General features: G+C 71.4%; 14 protein-coding genes. 11 read left to right on the top strand and 3 right to left on the bottom strand.

Going from position 1 to position 16,346, the window contains the following annotated elements; genetic code table 11:
* The first annotated feature begins 35 nt into the window (after nucleotides 1-35).
* The 4 genes from HAV40_RS13710 to HAV40_RS13695 all read left to right on the top strand — a co-directional run bounded on the left by HAV40_RS13710 (nucleotide 36) and on the right by HAV40_RS13695 (nucleotide 3,826).
* Entirely contained in the window at nucleotides 36-1,544 is a 1,509-nt protein-coding gene (locus HAV40_RS13710; RefSeq protein WP_239086052.1) for a replication initiator, read from the top strand.
* A 20-nt stretch (nucleotides 1,545-1,564) separates the two neighbouring features.
* Entirely contained in the window at nucleotides 1,565-1,786 is a 222-nt protein-coding gene (locus HAV40_RS13705; protein WP_166381344.1) for an excisionase family DNA-binding protein, read from the top strand.
* Entirely contained in the window at nucleotides 1,786-2,919 is a 1,134-nt protein-coding gene (locus tag HAV40_RS13700) for a tyrosine-type recombinase/integrase (RefSeq protein ID WP_166381343.1), read from the top strand. The genes HAV40_RS13705 and HAV40_RS13700 overlap by 1 nt, the downstream gene beginning before the upstream one ends.
* A 379-nt stretch (nucleotides 2,920-3,298) precedes the next feature.
* Nucleotides 3,299-3,826 carry a GNAT family N-acetyltransferase gene (locus tag HAV40_RS13695; protein ID WP_166381342.1) on the top strand — a complete coding sequence of 176 codons (528 nt, stop codon included), beginning with the start codon at nucleotides 3,299-3,301 and terminating at the stop codon, nucleotides 3,824-3,826.
* 4 nt (nucleotides 3,827-3,830) lie between these two features.
* On the opposite strand, the gene HAV40_RS13690 is transcribed toward HAV40_RS13695, so the two are convergent.
* Nucleotides 3,831-4,220 (bottom strand): hypothetical protein, encoded by a 390-nt coding sequence (locus HAV40_RS13690; protein WP_166381341.1) that lies wholly within the window; start codon nucleotides 4,218-4,220, stop codon nucleotides 3,831-3,833.
* Between the two features lie 128 nt (nucleotides 4,221-4,348).
* Here HAV40_RS13690 and HAV40_RS13685 point away from each other — a divergent pair, with 128 nt between their 5' ends.
* Nucleotides 4,349-5,677 (top strand): ABC transporter substrate-binding protein, encoded by a 1,329-nt coding sequence (locus tag HAV40_RS13685; RefSeq protein WP_166381340.1) that lies wholly within the window; start codon nucleotides 4,349-4,351, stop codon nucleotides 5,675-5,677.
* 34 nt (nucleotides 5,678-5,711) lie between these two features.
* On the top strand, nucleotides 5,712-5,948 hold the full coding sequence (locus HAV40_RS13680) for a hypothetical protein (RefSeq protein WP_166381339.1): 237 nt from the start codon (nucleotides 5,712-5,714) through the stop codon (nucleotides 5,946-5,948).
* A gap of 89 nt (nucleotides 5,949-6,037) precedes the next feature.
* Here HAV40_RS13680 and HAV40_RS13675 read toward each other — a convergent pair whose 3' ends face one another.
* Both HAV40_RS13675 and HAV40_RS13670 read right to left on the bottom strand, forming a co-directional pair.
* Complete coding sequence (locus HAV40_RS13675) at nucleotides 6,038-7,363, bottom strand: PrsW family intramembrane metalloprotease (RefSeq protein WP_166381338.1); 1,326 nt, start codon at nucleotides 7,361-7,363, stop codon at nucleotides 6,038-6,040.
* On the bottom strand, nucleotides 7,360-7,914 hold the full coding sequence (locus tag HAV40_RS13670) for a hypothetical protein (protein WP_166381337.1): 555 nt from the start codon (nucleotides 7,912-7,914) through the stop codon (nucleotides 7,360-7,362). The genes HAV40_RS13675 and HAV40_RS13670 overlap by 4 nt, the downstream gene beginning before the upstream one ends.
* Before the next feature lie 108 nt (nucleotides 7,915-8,022).
* On the opposite strand from HAV40_RS13670, the gene HAV40_RS13665 reads away from it, so the two are divergent.
* The 5 genes from HAV40_RS13665 to HAV40_RS13645 all read left to right on the top strand — a co-directional run bounded on the left by HAV40_RS13665 (nucleotide 8,023) and on the right by HAV40_RS13645 (nucleotide 16,249).
* Nucleotides 8,023-8,625, top strand: coding sequence for an acyl-CoA-like ligand-binding transcription factor (locus HAV40_RS13665; RefSeq protein ID WP_166381336.1), 603 nt, complete (start codon nucleotides 8,023-8,025; stop codon nucleotides 8,623-8,625).
* Between the two features lie 119 nt (nucleotides 8,626-8,744).
* Entirely contained in the window at nucleotides 8,745-11,969 is a 3,225-nt protein-coding gene (locus HAV40_RS13660) for an ABC transporter permease (protein ID WP_166381335.1), read from the top strand.
* On the top strand, nucleotides 11,966-14,620 hold the full coding sequence (locus HAV40_RS13655; protein WP_166381334.1) for an FtsX-like permease family protein: 2,655 nt from the start codon (nucleotides 11,966-11,968) through the stop codon (nucleotides 14,618-14,620). Before HAV40_RS13660 ends, HAV40_RS13655 begins: the two co-directional genes overlap by 4 nt.
* Complete coding sequence (locus tag HAV40_RS13650; protein ID WP_239086054.1) at nucleotides 14,620-15,579, top strand: ABC transporter ATP-binding protein; 960 nt, start codon at nucleotides 14,620-14,622, stop codon at nucleotides 15,577-15,579. The genes HAV40_RS13655 and HAV40_RS13650 overlap by 1 nt, the downstream gene beginning before the upstream one ends.
* Nucleotides 15,572-16,249 (top strand): ABC transporter ATP-binding protein, encoded by a 678-nt coding sequence (locus tag HAV40_RS13645; RefSeq protein ID WP_240935355.1) that lies wholly within the window; start codon nucleotides 15,572-15,574, stop codon nucleotides 16,247-16,249. Before HAV40_RS13650 ends, HAV40_RS13645 begins: the two co-directional genes overlap by 8 nt.
* Nucleotides 16,250-16,346 lie beyond the last annotated feature (97 nt).

Raw genomic sequence — 16,346 nt, 5'->3', positions numbered from 1 at the left:
TTCACCTGCTGCGACACCTCGGAAGGAGGTGCCCTGTGATCACTGCACCCGAAAACAGCCCGCAGACCATCACCGGGCACCTCCTGGCCGACCTCGTCGGCCTGGACGAACTCCCCGCCGACGACCGCTTCGGGCTCCTCGACCGCGCCGCCAAGCCCGGCTTCGGCCGCTGGCTCGACGCCGCCGCCCGCGCCCGCGGCTGCACCCGCCCCGTCCGCCTACGCGGTGAAGTCCTCACCGTGTCCGCGGCCACTGGCGCCGTACTCGAACGGTTCTCCACCGACACGCTCCCCGACAACGTGCTCTACAAGCCGTGCGGCACGCGCATCGCCTCGCTGTGCCCGGCCTGCGCCACCACCTACCGCTACGACACCTATCAGCTCATCAAGGCAGGTCTGGCCGGCGGCAAAGGCGTGCCCGAGACGGTCGCCTTGCACCCGGCTGTGTTCGTCACTCTCACCGCGCCGTCGTTCGGGGTCGTGCACACCCGCGTGGTGCGCAACGACAAGCCCCAGCCCTGCCGCGTCCGCCGTGAACGCCCCGCCTGCGCCCACGGCAAGCCGATGTCCTGCAACGCCGTACACGGCGAGGGTGACGCCCGGCTCGGGCAACCGCTCTGCCTGGACTGCTACGACCACGACCACCAGGTCGTTTGGAACCACCTGGTTGCGAAACTGTGGGACCGGACCATGCTCGCTGTCCGCCGGAACATCGGCGCGACCCCCAAAGGCTGGGTCAAGCTCCGGTACGCGAAGGTCGCCGAATACCAGCGGCGCGGCGTCGTCCACCTCCACGCCCTGCTCCGCCTCGACGCGAACCTGCCCGGCGACCCGCACACCATCGCCCCACCGCCGTTCGGCATCGACCCGCAGGGCAACCAGGTCGCGCTCTACACCGCCACAATGCTCAAGACCGCTGTCGAGGTCGCCGCCGCGTCCACCGCGCTCAACACCGCCCCGCACCCCGACCAACCCGCCGGATGGGTGCTGCGCTGGGGCAAGCAGGTCGACGTCAAGGTCGTGCGCTCGGGCCTGCCCGGTGAAGTCATGACCGAGCAACACGTCGCCGGCTACCTCGCCAAGTACGCCACCAAGGCCACCGAGATCACCGGCGTCAACGCCGGACGGGTCACCGCGGACTCCATGGACGCCTACGCCGACCCGGCCCGGCACACCAACCGACTGATCACAGCCTGCTGGAACCTCGGCGCGGCAGACGGCTGGATCGGGCTGCGCCGCTGGGCACACATGCTCGGCTTCGGCGGCCACTTCGCCACCAAGAGCCGCCGCTACTCCACCACCATGGGCGCACTCCGTCTAGCACGCCGACCGCAGCACCGAGACGGCGCGACCGTCCACGCCATCGGCCCTGGGGACCCGGTCGACGTCGCCGACACCGCCGACGACTACACGGTCCTCGTGATCAACCACTGGCAGCACGTCGGCAACGGCTGGCGCACCTCCGGTGACGCTGCCCTCGCCGCCATGGCCGCAGACGCGGCACGGCAGCGCCGACCGCTAAGCACCCAACCATCAGCCGACTGACCAGGGGAGATGAGGAGAACATGAGCACAATCGATCGCCTGCTGACCGTCGATGAGGCTGCGGCAGTCCTCGGCACCAAACCCAGGTTCCCGCGACGACTCATCGCTGAGCGACGTATCCGCTTCGTGAAGCTCGGTGGCCGGCACGTCCGCATCCCCGAGAGTGCGCTTCGGGAGTTCATCGCGAGCGGCACCGTCGACCCCATCCGGGTCAACTGGGCTGGCGGACGGGTGGTGGCCTGATGGCTGCGAAACGTCGGCAGTTCGGCTACATCCGAAAGCTGCCCTCGGGCCGCTTTCAGGCGTCCTTCATCGACCCTTCCGGCCAACGGCAGACAGCTCCAGAGACGTTTCGGACGAAGCCCGATGCGAGCCGCTGGCTCTCCATCGTCGAAGCCGACCTGTCGCGCGGAACATGGCTGGACGGGAAGGGGGGCGCGGTCAAGTTGGGCGACTACGCACGGGCCGTGCTGCGCGACAGCGAGACTGTCGGCGTGCGTTGGCGGGAGACCTGCGAGCGAAACATGCGGCTACACCTGGCTCCGCTGCTGGAACTCCCGCTCCGCACGGTCACGCCTCTGCGAGTACGCGAGTGGTACGCGGCGGCTCTCCGTGGCGACGGTGGCCGGACATCGATCTCGCAGACCTACCGCTTCCTGCGGATGGTGATGAACGTGGCCGTCCGTGAAGGGCTGATCGCTCGCAACCCGTGCCAGGTGAAAGGGGCCGGTGTCACCAAGTCGGCTGAGCGCCCGGTCGCCACTCCCGCCCAGGTGACCGCTCTTGTCGAGGCCATAAACCCGCGCTACCGCACAGCCGTACTGATCGCCGCGTGGTGCGGCCTGCGCCGTGGCGAGATCGCCGGTCTTCGGACAGCAGATGTCGACCTGACCGCCCACACGATCACCGTGCGGAAGAACCGGATCGAGCCGCTTGCCGCTCCTGGGCAGGCGTTCGATGGGGACCCGAAGTCCGAGGCAGGAAAGCGGACCGTCACCATTCCGCCCCACGTGATGCCGATCGTCGTGCTGCATCTGGACCAGTTCGCGGGCAAGGATCGTCTCTTCATCAGCCGTGACGGTTCACCGCTGCGCGGCAACACGCTCTACCAGGCATTTGTCCGCGCCCGGAAGATAGCCGGGCTGGAAGAGTTCACGGTCCACGACATGCGTCACACGGGACAGACGCTCGCGGCCCAGGCCGGCGCGACTATGGCTGACCTCATGCGACGGCTCGGCCACTCGACCATGGTCGCGGCGAAGCGGTACCTACACGCCGTCGAGGGCCGCGACGCGGAGATCGCCAAGGCGCTGTCAGACCTCGCTGCACATGGGGATATCGCACGGCTGCCGAAGCGGGTCACCATGAGCCCGTAATCGCACGCACCATCGCACGCGTCCGATGATCATGTTTCCGAGCTGCTGAAATGCTCGCGACTGAAAATCGGAAGGTCGGCGGTTCGACCCCGCCCCTGGCCACCAAAGCTCTTCGCCGGGCTTTGTCGCCCCGAACTGCGCCGGAGAAATCTGGCCGCGGCTCGGGGCTTTTTCGCGCTCCGGCGGGGCTGCGCGACCCGGTGGCGGCATGATCGCTGTTTGCGGGCAAAACATGTGGCCGGACCGCAGATCTTGACCGCAAACGGCGATCATCAGCGGCCGCACGGCGCGGGCGGCGCGAGGTGCGGTCGGCCGCCGGATCGGCGGGCGGTGCCGGAAATCCGTGGCGGGCGGGAGTGGGCGGTACTAGGTTCGGCGCATGGCTGAGCTGGTCGCACCCGCCGTTTCGTTGCACCGTGCCTGGCTGGACGCGCGTGACGAGTGGGGACGCGACGTTGTGCAGCCGGGCAGCGGGCTGCACGAGGCGGCGGGCGTGGACAGCGCCGAGTCGTTCGCCGCCTGGGTGAAGCGGCTGGAGGTCAGCGCGGACGAGTCGGTGCCCGTGGCGGACGACAGGGTGCACGCCACGTACTGGTGGATCGTGGAGGACGGCGCGGTGCTGGGCTCGATCTCGCTCCGGCACCGGCTGAACGACTTCCTGCTCGCCGCGGGCGGTCACATCGGATACTCGGTGCGCCCCTCGGCCCGGAAACGCGGTCTGGCCACCTGGGCCGTGGGGCTGGTGCTGGCGTACGCCCGGCGGATGGGCCTGGACCGGGTCCTCATCACCTGCGACGACGCCAACACCGCCTCGGCCCGGGTCATCGAGGGCAACGGTGGCGTGCTGGAGGACGTGCGCGAAACGACGCTCGGCCCGACCAGGCGCTACTGGATCACCCTGGACTGACGGGTCAGGACTCGCGACGGCGTTTGGTGGCGACGGTGGAGCCGGCCAGGGTCAGCAGGCACTGGGGGAGCAGTCCGTCGGCGAGCGCAGCCCCGATCAGGGCCTCGCCGGTGGGCTCGTCGCGGTTGACGTACGCGCTGACGAAGCGGGCCACCCAGCGGGTGTCGTAGGGAGCTTCGTCTATGCCTGGGTACTCCAGCGCCCAGGCGCCCGCCCGGACACCGTCCCCGGCCAGCTCACCGGCCAGGCACCAGGCGACGTTGTAGGCGCCCGAGCTGCCGTCGCGGCTCACCACCTTGTCGAGGGTGCCTGCCACCGCTCTGCCGTCACCGGCGAGTGCCTGGTCAAGCACGAGTGCGGCGTCCTCGAAGGAATGGTCTGGATCGACGGTCACGGTGGGAGCCTAACGGGCGGCGGCAACCGTACCGGAGCGTTCGCCGCCCATCGGGCGTATTGGCCCCTCCCCCAATCGAGTGAACAACGCTAAGGTGCCCGTTGGACCATCGCCATGGAGGCACCCTCATGCGTTTCTCGCGAGCTGTCATCGCCGCTGCCTGCGTATCGCTGTTCAGCCTGTCTGCCTGCAGCTCAGGGCCAGACGACTCCCAGAATTCCGCGTATCAGGGGGCCTACCTCTACGGCACCGACGGCAACATGGCGAACGAGTTCGGCGCGATCTTCAAGGAGCAGCCGGGCCTGCTCAGCGGCATGAAGGGCACGATGCCGCTGACCGAGCTCGACGAGTCGTTCCTGCAGCGGCTGCGGTCGGTCAAGCCGGGCCTGAAGGACCTGCTGTTCGCCGGTGAGGCGTACGACGCGGTCGTGATCAGCGCGCTGGCCGCACAGCAGGCCGGCAGCACCGAGCCCGCCAAGATCGCCAAGTACATCAACGCGGTCACCGTGGGGGGCACCATCTGCCGCACCGTCAAGCAGTGCCTCACCCTCGCCGAGGCCGGCAGGCCGATCTCCTACCGTGGCGTCACCGTGCGGTACGGCTTCGCGGAGGCCGGCGAGCCCGCGACCACCAGCTACGGCACCGTGCACTTCGACTCCGCCAACCAGCTCGACGGCGGCAAGACGGAGTACCTGGGCACCGGCAACGAGCGCGACGTGACCGGCCAGAAGCCGCCGACCCCGGTCAAGGGCGGCACGACCACCAAGCCGCTGACGTTCGGCGGCCTGCTGCCCAAGACCGGCGCGCTGGCGTACACCACGCCGCCGATGGAGGCGGGCGCCCTGCTCGCGGTCGCGGAGGTCAACGCTGCGGGCGGCGTCCTCGGCAAGCCGGTGAAGTGGATCGACGGCGACGACGGCACCTCGCCGGTGAAGGCCAAGGCAACCATCGAGAGCCACCACGCGGCCGGGGTCCAGGTGCTGATCGGCCCGGGCGCGTCCGGTGTCGCGCTGGCCTCGCTGCCTGACTCGATCAGGTACGGCATGGTCATGTTCTCGCCCTGCAACACCTCGCCCGACCTGACCGGCTTCGAGGACAAGGGCCTGTACTTCCGCACCGCCCCGTCGGACGTGCTGCAGGCGCGGGCGCTGGCCGACGTGATGCTGCGCGACGGCCTGCAGAAGATCGCAATCGTCACGCACAGTGACAACTACGGCAAGAAACTCGCCGAGGGTGTCACCAAGGAGCTGGTCAAGGCGGGTATCAGCGAGGTCAGCGTGCAGACCTACGTCTATCAGATCACCGACGGCGGCGAGGTCAAGGACGAGGCCGAGCTGACCCGGATCGCGAGTCAGGTCGTCCCGACGCGGCCGGACGGCGTGCTGGTCATCGGCTACTCCGAGTCCGCCGGGGCGATCAAGGCGCTCGCTGCGGCGGGCGCGAACATCCGGCACTAACGTGTTGCGGTACGACCCCCGATAAGGAGAAGTCATGAGCGAGACCGTGGAGACCCGCGGCGACGACCGCCGCGACCTGATCAAGGGCGACACCGACAACGACGGCCGTACCGATGTGTGGGTGTCCGACACCGACGGTGACGGCAAGGCCGACCTGTTCCAGTTCGACACCGACCACGACGGCAAGGTCGACATCACCCTGGTCGACCTCGACCAGGACGGCACCCCCGAGATCACGGTCGACGGCGACGGCGGCCACGCCCCCAGCTGACCCCCTGCACAACTCTTGAAGAGTCGCGCCCTCCGGAGCTCCCGGAGGGCGCGACTTTTTAAGAGTTGCGGGAAAGGGGGGTGGGTGGGTCAGGCGGCGTTCATGTGGCGGAGGGCTTGCCAGATGAGGAGGAAGAGGGCTACGGCGAAGAGGGCGCCGAGGACCACTACGCGGGGGATGGCGGGGCGCATGGGGGAGACGAGTGCTTCGGGGTGGCCGAGGGCGACCAGGCGCTGGCGCTGGGCGAGCACCTCGTCGCGGCAGTGCACCAGGAGCATGTCGCCGGGGGTGATGTGGTCGACCCGGCTCAGCTCCACCGCGAACCTGGCCTGGGCGGTCTGCAGTCCGCGTACCGCGCGCTCGCCGGCCCGGCCACAGCGGGCTTTGCCGTAGCGGCGGGCGTCGGCCCGCAGGTGGCCGTGGCCCATGATCTGCAGCTCGCCGGGGGTGGCGATCTGCGGATCGTGCAGCCGGGCCAGTTGCGCGACGTAGTAGTGCGCCTCGCGGTGCCGGGCCACCCACAGCAGGGCCAGCACCATCGCCAGCGCGGGCAGGCCCTTGCCGAGCATGCCGAGCAGCACCCCGGCCGCCCCGGAGCCGAGGCCGTCGGCGAACAGGGGCGAGTTCCACACGAAGTGGGTGAGCCAGGCCAGCCCGAGCCCGAGGCCCAGACCGCCGAGCCGCCACCACATCGGCTTGTCGGTGCGCACCACGAACCAGGCGATGCCCGCCCCGGCGAGCGCGGTGAACAGGGTGTGGCTCCACAGCCCGGCGAGGAAGCCGCGCAGGAAGAACGTGGCCACGACCGGGCCGATGCCGTCGCCCTGGCCGCGCAGCGCGACCGCGTTGACGGCGAAGATGATGTCCTCGACCACCTGGTAGCCGAGCCCGATGAGCGCGCCGTAGACCATGCCGTCGAGCACGCTGTTGAGCTGCTTGCGGGCGACCAGCACGATCATCACGACGCCGAGCGCCTTGAGCAGCTCCTCGATGGTCGGTCCGGCGATGGCCGAGCCCCAGGTCGCGGCGAAGGCCGGGGAGATGAGTTTGGCGATCAGGTCGTGCGCGGCCTGGGTGCCGGGGATGGCGGCGGTGGTGGCCACCGCGCCGCCCCAGGCGAACGCGGTCGCCATGAGCAGCGGCGGCTCGCGTTCGAGGAAGTCCATGGAGGCGATGAACAGCCAGAACGGCACGGCGTACAGGGCGAACAGGAGCACTGCCGATGTCGTGGCGACGGGGAACCGGGCCAGGTCGGTGCGCAGGATCTCCAGCAGGCGCACGATCCCGGCCAGCATGATCAGGCCGAGCAGCCAGAACGCGGGCAGCTGCAGCGACTTGAGCGCACGCGCCGCGCGGGGCGTCGGGCGTACGGAGAACCGCCAGCGCCGCCCACCGGAGCGGCCCGCGACCGTCATCGCACACCGCCGTACCGGATGGAGCTGATCGAGTCGTCGATGCCGGCGAGTTCGCGCTGCAGTTCGAGCTGCGCGCCGCTGACGGTGACCTCGATCGACCGGCCGTCGGCCAGGAACACGGCGTAGCGGCCGCACCGCCCCGGCGCGGTGTACCCGCCGGACAGCCCGGCCAGCCCGCTGGCCGTGTCGACGGCTCCCTCGTCGCCGGTGACCTGGTAGCCCTGGGTCGCCTTGATCTTCGTACGGAGCCGGTCGGCGGCCTCGGCGATCGGCCCGGCGAACGGCTGCACCACGATCGCGTAGCGCACGTCGCCGACCAGGAACAGCACGGCGGCCCGATCCTGGCCCGGGCGGGTCTTGCTGGCGTCGACCCGGGCTCCGGGCGGCGGCTGGACGCTGACCCCCGCGCCCACGTCGTAGTGCTGCCCGGCCAGGGAGCGGTCGGTCGGCACGGCCCGGTTGACGGCAGGCAGCCCGAACACGACGAGCAGCAGGGCAGCGAGCACCGCTGCCCCTCCCAGCAGGTTCCGCACCAGCCGATGGGCGACCATGGTCCGACCGTAGCCGGGCATAGAACTTGAATGCTGCTATATCGACCAACCCCGCGATGGCGGCTGGGGCGCTTTGACGGTGCGCGGCGACGCCCTCAGGATGGGTGGATGACCGGACGAGTGATCAACCGGCGGGAACAGCACAAACGGCATACGCGGGTGGCCCTGGAGGACGCGGCGCTGGCACTCTTCGTACGGCAGGGCTACGAGCAGACGACCGCTGAGGACATCGCCGCCGAGGCCGGGGTCTCGGTGCGCACCTTCTTCCGGTACTACTCGTCCAAGCAGCACGTGCTGTTCGGCGACGTCGCCCACGAGCGGGTCGACCGGCTGCGCAGCGCGCTGGCCGCCCGCCCGGCCGAGGAGCCGCCGCTGGAGTCCGTCCGCGTCGTGCTGGACGAGACCGACGTCACCGACGAGGGCGAACTCGCGCAGATCCGCTCCCGGCTGAGCCTGCTCAGCGCGCAGCCGTCGCTGCTCAGCACCTATCTCGTGATCAGTGAGGAACTGCACGCGCTGGTGAGCGGGTTCGTCGCGGCGCGTTGCGGGCTGCCCGCGGCGCACCCCTACCCGCTGCTGGTGGCCGGGGCGGCCCGCGCGGCCTGGGACAGCGCGCTCTGGTCGTGGGCGGGCGGACACAGCCCCGATCTGGCCGGCGTACGCCGCTCGGCATTCGCGCAGCTCACTGTGGGTATTCGCCCACCGGGGTGAAAGGGGCAAACTGCCCCGTTGGTCATCACATTCGGGTAACAGCCGCCACAGTCTGCGAACCAGCACCTGGTCGTCTCAACTCATACAGAAGTTGAAGTGCAAACGATCAGGGAGGCGTCATGCTGGCACGTCGGCGGGCCTATAGCGCCAAAGGCCTGTTGACTGCCGCCGCAGCGGCAGCACTGATCTCGACGACGCTACTGGTGGGGCTGGCAAGCTACAGCGGGGCGGTGATCGAGGCGGGCGCCCGCGCGGCCGTCGCCGCGGCCCCTCCGGACGAGCGCGCCGTGCAGGTACGCCTGCCTTCCCGTACCGGTGGCAGTGGCTGGTCCTCCAGCGGCGCCGAGGTCGACAAGTCATTCTCGGCGGCGTCCTGGGGGGAGACGGACACGAAGCTGCGGCAGGCGTTCGCCACCCGCTTCGGCGACACCGACCTCACGGTGTCCTCCGCCGGGTACGCCAGTGGACTCCGGTTCACCGGTGACACCGGCAGCGCGACGCCCGACAGCTACGGCGTGGTGTACGCCCGCGTCATGTTCCTGGACGAGCTCGCCGAGCACTCCCGGCTGGTCTCCGGTGACTGGCCGGTGGCCGGGTCGCGGCAGGTCGTCGTCGGCGAGGCCGCCGCGCAGGCGCTGGGCCTGACGACGGGCTCCGAGATCCCGCTCGCCAACGGCATCACCAAGAAGAACGAGCGGGTCACCGTCAGCGGCGTCTTCGCCATGAAGGACGAGGACGACCCGTACTGGCTGCTGGTGCCCGAGATGGCCAACGGCGTCGAAACCGGGCGCAGCACGTACGGCCCCCTGGTGCTGCCGCGCGAGGACTTCTTTGCCGGCTGGTCCTACCTCGGCAACAGCGGCTGGGTGGTGACACCCGACCTGTCCCGGGCCGAGGTCTCCCAGCTCACGGCCGCTCGCGCGGCAGTGAGCTCGCTCAACGAGGTGCCCAAGGAACTGGGCTTCGGCGAGGGCGGCCAGGCAGGGACGCACCTGGAGCGGCTGGTCGACCGGATCCAGCAGGCCAGCCTCGTCGGCCGGTCCGACCTGCTCACCCCGCTGCTGCTCATCTCCATCCTCGGCGGGTACGCGCTGCTGCTGCTCGCCGCGCTGCTGACCGAGGGCCGCCGGGCGGAGACCGCGCTGCTGCGCGCCCGTGGCGCGTCCCGCGGCCAGCTCACCGGGCTGGCCGCCCGCGAGGCGCTGCTGATCGCCGCGCCCGGCGCCGTGCTCGCCCCGCTGCTGATCGTCCCGCTGCTCGGCCTGGTCAAGCGGTTGCCCGCGCTGAGCTCGGTCAGCCTGAACCTGGAAGCCGGGATCACCCCGACGACCATCATCGTCGCGGCGGCCGCCGGGCTCGGCTGCGTACTGGCGATGCTGCTGCCCGCCATGCGCGGCGGCGGCACCTACGTGGCGGACCTCGCGGCCCGGTCCCGGCCGAGCCGCGTCGCCGCGGCCCAGCGCACGGGCCTGGACCTGGCCCTGATCGGCTTCGCGGTGCTGGCCTGGTTCCAGCTCCAGCAGTACGACTCGCCGCTGTCCGGCGTCGCCGGGCAGCTCGGCATCGACCCGATGCTGGCGGCGGCCGGGCCGCTCGGCGTGCTCGCCGGCGCGGTGCTCGCGCTGCGCCTGCTGCCGCCGCTGACCCGGCTGCTGGAGCGGCTGGTGGACCGCCGCCCGTGGTTCGCCGCGCAACTCGGCGTCTGGCAGGCCGGACGCCGCCCGCACGCCGGGCCGGTGCTGCTGCTGGCCCTGGCCGTCGCGGTCAGCACGCTGGCGTGGACGCTCGCCGCGACCGCCCGGCAGTCGCAGATCGACCAGGCCGACCACACCGCCGGCGCGGATCTGCGCCTGGTCGAGTCGGCCTGGTCGGTGCCCCCGCTGCGGATGGACCAGGTCGGGGAACTGCCCGGTGTCACCTCGGCCGTGCCGGCGTGGCGCGTCCGGATGGAGACCGGCGAGAAGGCCACGCCCACCACGGCACTGGCCATCGACATGGCAGCCGCCGGCGACGTGCTGCGGCTGCGCTCCGACCTGGGTGACGTGCGGGCCCTGCTGGCCGCCGGGGCCCCGGAGAGCAGCCGCCAGCCGGGCATGGACCTGCCGGCCGGGGCGACGGCACTGCGCGGCTCCGTACGCATCACCAGCCCGTTCGGCGAGTTCATGGAGAGGCCGCGCGAGGCGACGTTCGCCCTGCTCACCGACGTGCACGGTGCGGTGCACCGGCTGTCGCTGGCCGGAGGCACCGGCACCGACCCCTACGCGTTCGAGATCCCGCTGCCCCGCACCGCGGGGATGCGGCTGACCGGTTTCGCCGTGGACGGGCCCGAAATGCCGACCGGCCTACCGATCGTGTGGCAGCTCAAGGGCCTCGCCACGGTCGGCGCGGGCGGCTCGGCCGCGCCGCTGAACCTCGACGCCGGGGGCACCGCCTGGGCGCTGCCCGCGCTGGCGGCCGACGGGACCATGTCCGTCAAGGGCAACACGGCCCGGGTGCAGATGCTGGTCGTCGACAGCTACCGGCACCTGCGCTACTCGTTCACCGCGCGCCCCGACAGCGACCGGGTCGTCGTACCGGTGCTGGCCACCGCGGAGGCCTTGGCCGCGCTGCACACCACGGTCGGCGCGAAGCTGACCATCCCGCTGTGGAGCTCCGCCACCGACGTGCACGTCATCGGGCAGATCGGCGCGCTGCCCGGCGACATGGAGCAGGCGGCGCTGCTGGTGGACATGCCCGCCCTGAGTAAGCACCTCCAGCAGACCGGCTGGCGGCCACCCAACGTCGCCGAATGGTGGGTGCAGACCGACCCGGCCATGCACGCGCAGGCCGCCGCCGGGGCGGCCCCGCTGGAGGGGCTGCAGGTGATCGACCGCAAGGCGCTGGCCGTGCACGCGGCCGACGACCCGTTCGGCGCCGGCGCCCGGATCGCCCTGTTCATCGCCGCGCTCGGCGCGATCCTCCTGGCGCTGGTCGGCGTCGCCGTCGACGTGCGGGCGACCGCCCGCCGGCGGGTCGCGGAACTCGCTGTGCTCAACACGCTCGGCGCGACGCCGAACCTGCTGGCCCGCGCCCTCATGTTCGAACAGGCATTCCTGGCCGGGCTCGGTGTGACGGTCGGCCTGGCGGTCGGCATGCTGGTTGCCCGGACGACCGGCCCGCTGGTGATTCTGACCCCGAGCGCGAGCCGTCCGGTGCCGCCCGCGCTCACCACGACGGACTGGTGGCCCGTACTGGGCACCGCTGCCGCCCTGCTCGCCCTCACCTTGGTGATGGCCGGGCTGGTGGCCACCACCATGCGGCAGCGGCTGGCCGCGGCCCAGCTGCGGATCGGAGCTGACCGGTGAAGGGTTGGATCGCCCGGGTACGGACCACGGCCGGGCCGCTGGCGCTGCTCGGCACGCTGGCACTGCTGGCCGGAATCCTGGTGGTCGGCGCACCCCGGGTCGCCAACCGGCTGACCGACGAGGGCCTGCGCAACGACATCTCCCAGCTGGCCTACACCGCGCGGGACCTGACCTACCGCGGGCCCCGGGACAAGGGCGCCAACTGGCGCCCGGCCGACCGGCTGAAGGCGCAGCAGAAGGTGTTCTACCCGACGCTGAACGAGCGGGTCGAGGCGTCCTGGTGGGCGGCGACCAGCTCGCAGGACGAGTCCTGGGTGACCGGCACCGGGCTGCCCGCCAAGACGACGGACGTGAAGTTCCGCGTCCGGACCGGCAGTGGGCTGCGGGAGCAGGCCGACCTGATCGAGGGCCGCTGGCCGGAGACCCAGCAGCTGGGCAAGGGACCGCTGGAGGTCGTGCTCACCGAGTGGAACGCCGACAAGCTGAGCCAGCACGTCGGCAGCACCTTCAAGTTCCAGGACGAGCTGCCGATGGAGGTCGTCGGCATCATCCGGCCGCACGACGAGAACAGCACCTTCTGGGAGCCGATGCCGCTGGCGCTGCGGGCGTACCTGCCCAACGACGACGGCGACCCGTGGCGCGCGATCGTCTTCACCGACGATCCGGGGCTGGAGCGGCTGCCCGAAATGGCGGGCATCATCTACGAGTTCCGGTACCGGGTCGACATGGACCGGCTAGACATGGGCGTGCTGCCCGGCATGGTCGAGGCGGTCTCCGTCGCCCGGCGGCAGGGGCTGGAAAGCAGCCTGCTGACCAGCCTGGACTCGCAACTGGCGGAGTTCGAGAAGCGCGCCCGCGCCGGTGCGGCGCTGCTGGCCGTCGTCCAGGTCGGCACGCTGCTCACGCTCGCCGGACTGGTGCTGCTCGCGGCCCGGGTCGCGGTGTCGCGGCGGCGTGCGGAGTTCGCCCTGCTGCGGGCGCGCGGCGGAGCCATCGCCACCATCGGCGGATACACCCTGCTGGAATCGCTGCTGGTGGTGCCGGGCGCGGTGATCGGCGCGCTGCTGGGCGCGGCGCTGCCCGGCCGCCCCTCGGTCACCTGGCCGGTGCAGGTGGCGTTCACCCTGCTGGCGGTTCTCGCCGTGCCGGTGATGACGATGCGCGCCGCGCGTGACCCGTCCTTCTCCGGCGAGCGTTCCGACGTGGCCGTCGCCCGGGTGGGCCTCAAGCGGCGCACCGCGGAGCTGAGCCTGCTGGTGCTGGCCGGGCTGGGCGTGTGGCTGCTGCGCCAGCGGGGGCTGAGCGCCGGCGAGGGCGTGGACGTTTACCTGGCCGCGGTGCCGGCGCTGCTGGCGGCCGGTGCGGCGGTGGTCATGGTGCGGCTGGTGCCGCCGGTGGTGGGCCGGTTCAGCAGGCTGGCCGCCCGCGGGCGCGGCGCGGTGGGCTTCCTGGGCCTGTCCCGGTCGGGACGCACCGCCGGCGCGGTCATCGGGCCGGTCGCGGTGCTGGTCGTGGCGGTCAGTACGGCCGTGTTCAGCGTGGCCGTCGCGAGCACCATCGCCGAGGGCCGTGACCGGGCCACCGACCTGCGGATGGCCGCGGACATGAAGGTGGACGGCTACTACTTCGACAAGACCACCGAGGCCGAGCTGGCCGCGGTACCAGGCGTGCGGGCCGTCACCCAGTACATGGTCGACGGGGCGAGCGACCTGGTCGTCGACCAGAAGCGGCTCGGCACGGTGTACTCGCTGGTGCTCGACGGTCAGGCGTACGCGCGGGTGGTGGCCGCCTCGGGCGTCGACTTCACCCCGCCCGCGGTGTTCACCGACGCGGCACCCGGTTTCCCGGTGCCCGCGCTGGTCTCGCCCGGCGTGGCCAAGCAGCTCGGCACCGACCACGGCACCGTCTCGCTGCGCGGCCGCAACTACGATTTCCGGGTCGCGGCGGTGGTCGACGGGTTCCCGCCGATCGCCAACGGCGCGTCGAACTTCATCATCGTGCCGTGGCAGGCCGTGCCCGTGGAGGCGCAGCAGGCGCTCAACCCGAGCGGTTTCCTGATCGCCGGTGACCCCGACCCGGAGAAGGTGCGCGAGGTCGGTGCCGCCGGGCAGGAACGCTGGGCCAACGAGGGCTTCCGGCCGCGGGCGTACGAGGAGGTCACCCAGGTCACGACCTGGGAGCAGGCGCGGGCGAAGCTGGACGACTCGTCCATCAACGCGGTGGTGACCTTCGCGTACGGCATCGGGGCGGGTGCCGGGGTGGTGCTGGCCCTGCTGGCGATCGGGTTCGCGGTGGTCTCCGGCGCGCGGGGCCGGGGCACGGTGCTGTCGCGCCTGCGCACCATGGGCCTGTCCCGGGGTCAGGGCCGCCGCCTGCTGCTGGTGGAGCTGATGCCGGTGGTGACGGTGGCGGTGCTGACCGGCGCGGTCATCGGTATGGCCGTGCCGCACCTGATCGCGCCCGCACTGGGCCTGTCGACGTTCACCGACGGCCTGTCGGTGGGTGTCACGTTCGACCCGCTGGTCGTCGGCGCCTCGCTGGCGCTGGTGCTGGTCGGGATGTTGACCGCGCTTGCGGTGGAGACGCTGTTCAACCGCCGGTTGCGCCTCGGTGAGGTGCTGCGGCTTGGTTCCGATGCGGGAGAGAGCTGATGTCGACTAGTGAGATGACGAGCGCGCCGGATCTGGCCACGCTGCAGGCACGGGCCGCGCAGCGGGCCGCCGACCGGGCGGGCGGCGCGGACCGGCTGCGTGGACACCTGGTGTGTGACGGGCTGGTGCGGATCTACAAGACCGAGGGTGTCGAGGTGGTCGCGCTCCAGGGCCTGGACCTGGTGGTGGACCGCGGTGAGCTGCTGGCGATCGTGGGTGCGTCGGGGTCGGGCAAGTCGACGCTGCTCAACATCCTGTCCGGGCTCGACGTGCCGACGGCGGGTATCGCCCGCGTGGGCGAGTACGACCTGCTCACCATGAAGGCAGGGCGGCGGCTGTCGTACCGGCGGCACATGGTCGGTTTCGTCTGGCAGCAGACCGGCCGCAACCTGCTGCCGTACCTGACCGCGCTGGAGAACGTGATCACGCCGATGCGGCTGGCCGGCACCCGGTCCGGCCGGGCGGCCCGGCAGCGGGCGTACGAGCTGCTGGAGATGGTCGGCGTCGGCTACTGCGCGGACCGGCGGCCGGATCAGATGTCCGGCGGCGAGCAGCAGCGCGTCGCGGTGGCGCTGGCCGTGGCCAACGACCCCGAGGTGCTGTTCGCCGACGAGCCGACCGGTGAGCTGGACGAGTCGACGGCGGCGGACGTGTTCAAGGCGCTGCAGACCATCAACGCCGAGCTGGGTGTGACGGTGGTGGTGGTGACCCACGACCCGAACGTCTCCACGCAGGTGCGGCGTACCGTGGCGATCCGCGACGGGCGGCTGGCCTCGGAGGTGCGCCGCAGTGCGCGGGTCACCGCCGACGGTGGCACGGAGCTGGTCAGCGAGGAGTACGCGGTGCTGGACCGGGCGGGCCGGATGCAGCTGCCGCAGTCGTTCGTGCAGGAACTGGAACTCAAGGACCGGGTGAAGCTGAACCTGGAGTCCGACCATGTGGAGGTGCGCCGTGGCTGACGAGCTGGTCAGGGTGGAGAACATTTGCCGCGACTTCGGCCGAGGCGGCAAGGTCGTGCACGCGGTGCGCGACGTGTCGTTCACCGCCGGGCGCGGCGAGCTGGTCGCGGTGCGCGGGCGTTCCGGGGCGGGCAAGACGACCCTGCTCAACATCATCGGCGGGCTGGACCGGCCGACGTCGGGCAAGGTCTTCATCGCCGGTCAGGAGGTCACCTCCGCGGCCGAGCCGCAGCTTGTGACGCTGCGCCGGGACGTGATCGGGTTCGTGTTCCAGTCGTTCGGCCTCGTGCCGATCCTGTCCGCGGCCGAGAACGTGGGCGTGCCGCTGCGGCTGGCCAAGGTGCCGCCCGCCGAGCGGGAGCAGCGCGTGTCGGTACTGCTGGAGCTGGTCGGGGTCGGCGCGCACGCCAACCAGCGGCCGTACGAGCTGTCCGGTGGCCAGCAGCAGCGCGTCGCGGTGGCCCGCGCACTGGCCAACGATCCGCAGCTGCTCATCGCCGACGAACCCACCGGCCAGCTCGACTCCGAGACCGGCCGCCAGATCATGGACCTGCTCCGCGCCCTGGTCCACGCCCGGGGCATGACCGCCCTGGTCGCCACCCACGACGCCGCGCTGATGGAGATGGCCGACCGGGTCGTCACCCTCCGCGACGGCGCACTGGTCCCCTGATCCGGCAATAGTCAAGGCTCCGTCCCGCTGCGGGGGCAGCGAAGGCGGAGCCTTGACTATTGGGGGGTATGCAGGAAGGCGTCAGCCCTCCGTTGTT

Origin of the sequence: Catellatospora methionotrophica (assembly GCF_011297335.1) — a bacterium.
In the GTDB taxonomy this organism is placed as follows: Bacteria; Actinomycetota; Actinomycetes; order Mycobacteriales; family Micromonosporaceae; genus Catellatospora; species Catellatospora methionotrophica.
Note: the sequence above shows the minus strand (reverse complement) of the source record. Positions and strands in the feature narration are given on the sequence as shown.

Excerpts from the sequence above, each read along its gene's own strand:
- HAV40_RS13705 (WP_166381344.1), top strand. The coding sequence starts at position 1,565 with ATGAGCACAATCGATCGCCTGCTGACCGTCGATGAGGCTGCGGCAGTC.
- HAV40_RS13700 (WP_166381343.1), top strand. The coding sequence starts at position 1,786 with ATGGCTGCGAAACGTCGGCAGTTCGGCTACATCCGAAAGCTGCCCTCG.
- HAV40_RS13695 (WP_166381342.1), top strand. The coding sequence starts at position 3,299 with ATGGCTGAGCTGGTCGCACCCGCCGTTTCGTTGCACCGTGCCTGGCTG.
- HAV40_RS13685 (WP_166381340.1), top strand. The coding sequence starts at position 4,349 with ATGCGTTTCTCGCGAGCTGTCATCGCCGCTGCCTGCGTATCGCTGTTC.
- HAV40_RS13680 (WP_166381339.1), top strand. The coding sequence starts at position 5,712 with ATGAGCGAGACCGTGGAGACCCGCGGCGACGACCGCCGCGACCTGATC.
- HAV40_RS13675 (WP_166381338.1), bottom strand. The coding sequence starts at position 7,363 with ATGACGGTCGCGGGCCGCTCCGGTGGGCGGCGCTGGCGGTTCTCCGTA.
- HAV40_RS13670 (WP_166381337.1), bottom strand. The coding sequence starts at position 7,914 with ATGGTCGCCCATCGGCTGGTGCGGAACCTGCTGGGAGGGGCAGCGGTG.
- HAV40_RS13665 (WP_166381336.1), top strand. The coding sequence starts at position 8,023 with ATGACCGGACGAGTGATCAACCGGCGGGAACAGCACAAACGGCATACG.
- HAV40_RS13660 (WP_166381335.1), top strand. The coding sequence starts at position 8,745 with ATGCTGGCACGTCGGCGGGCCTATAGCGCCAAAGGCCTGTTGACTGCC.
- HAV40_RS13650 (WP_239086054.1), top strand. The coding sequence starts at position 14,620 with ATGTCGACTAGTGAGATGACGAGCGCGCCGGATCTGGCCACGCTGCAG.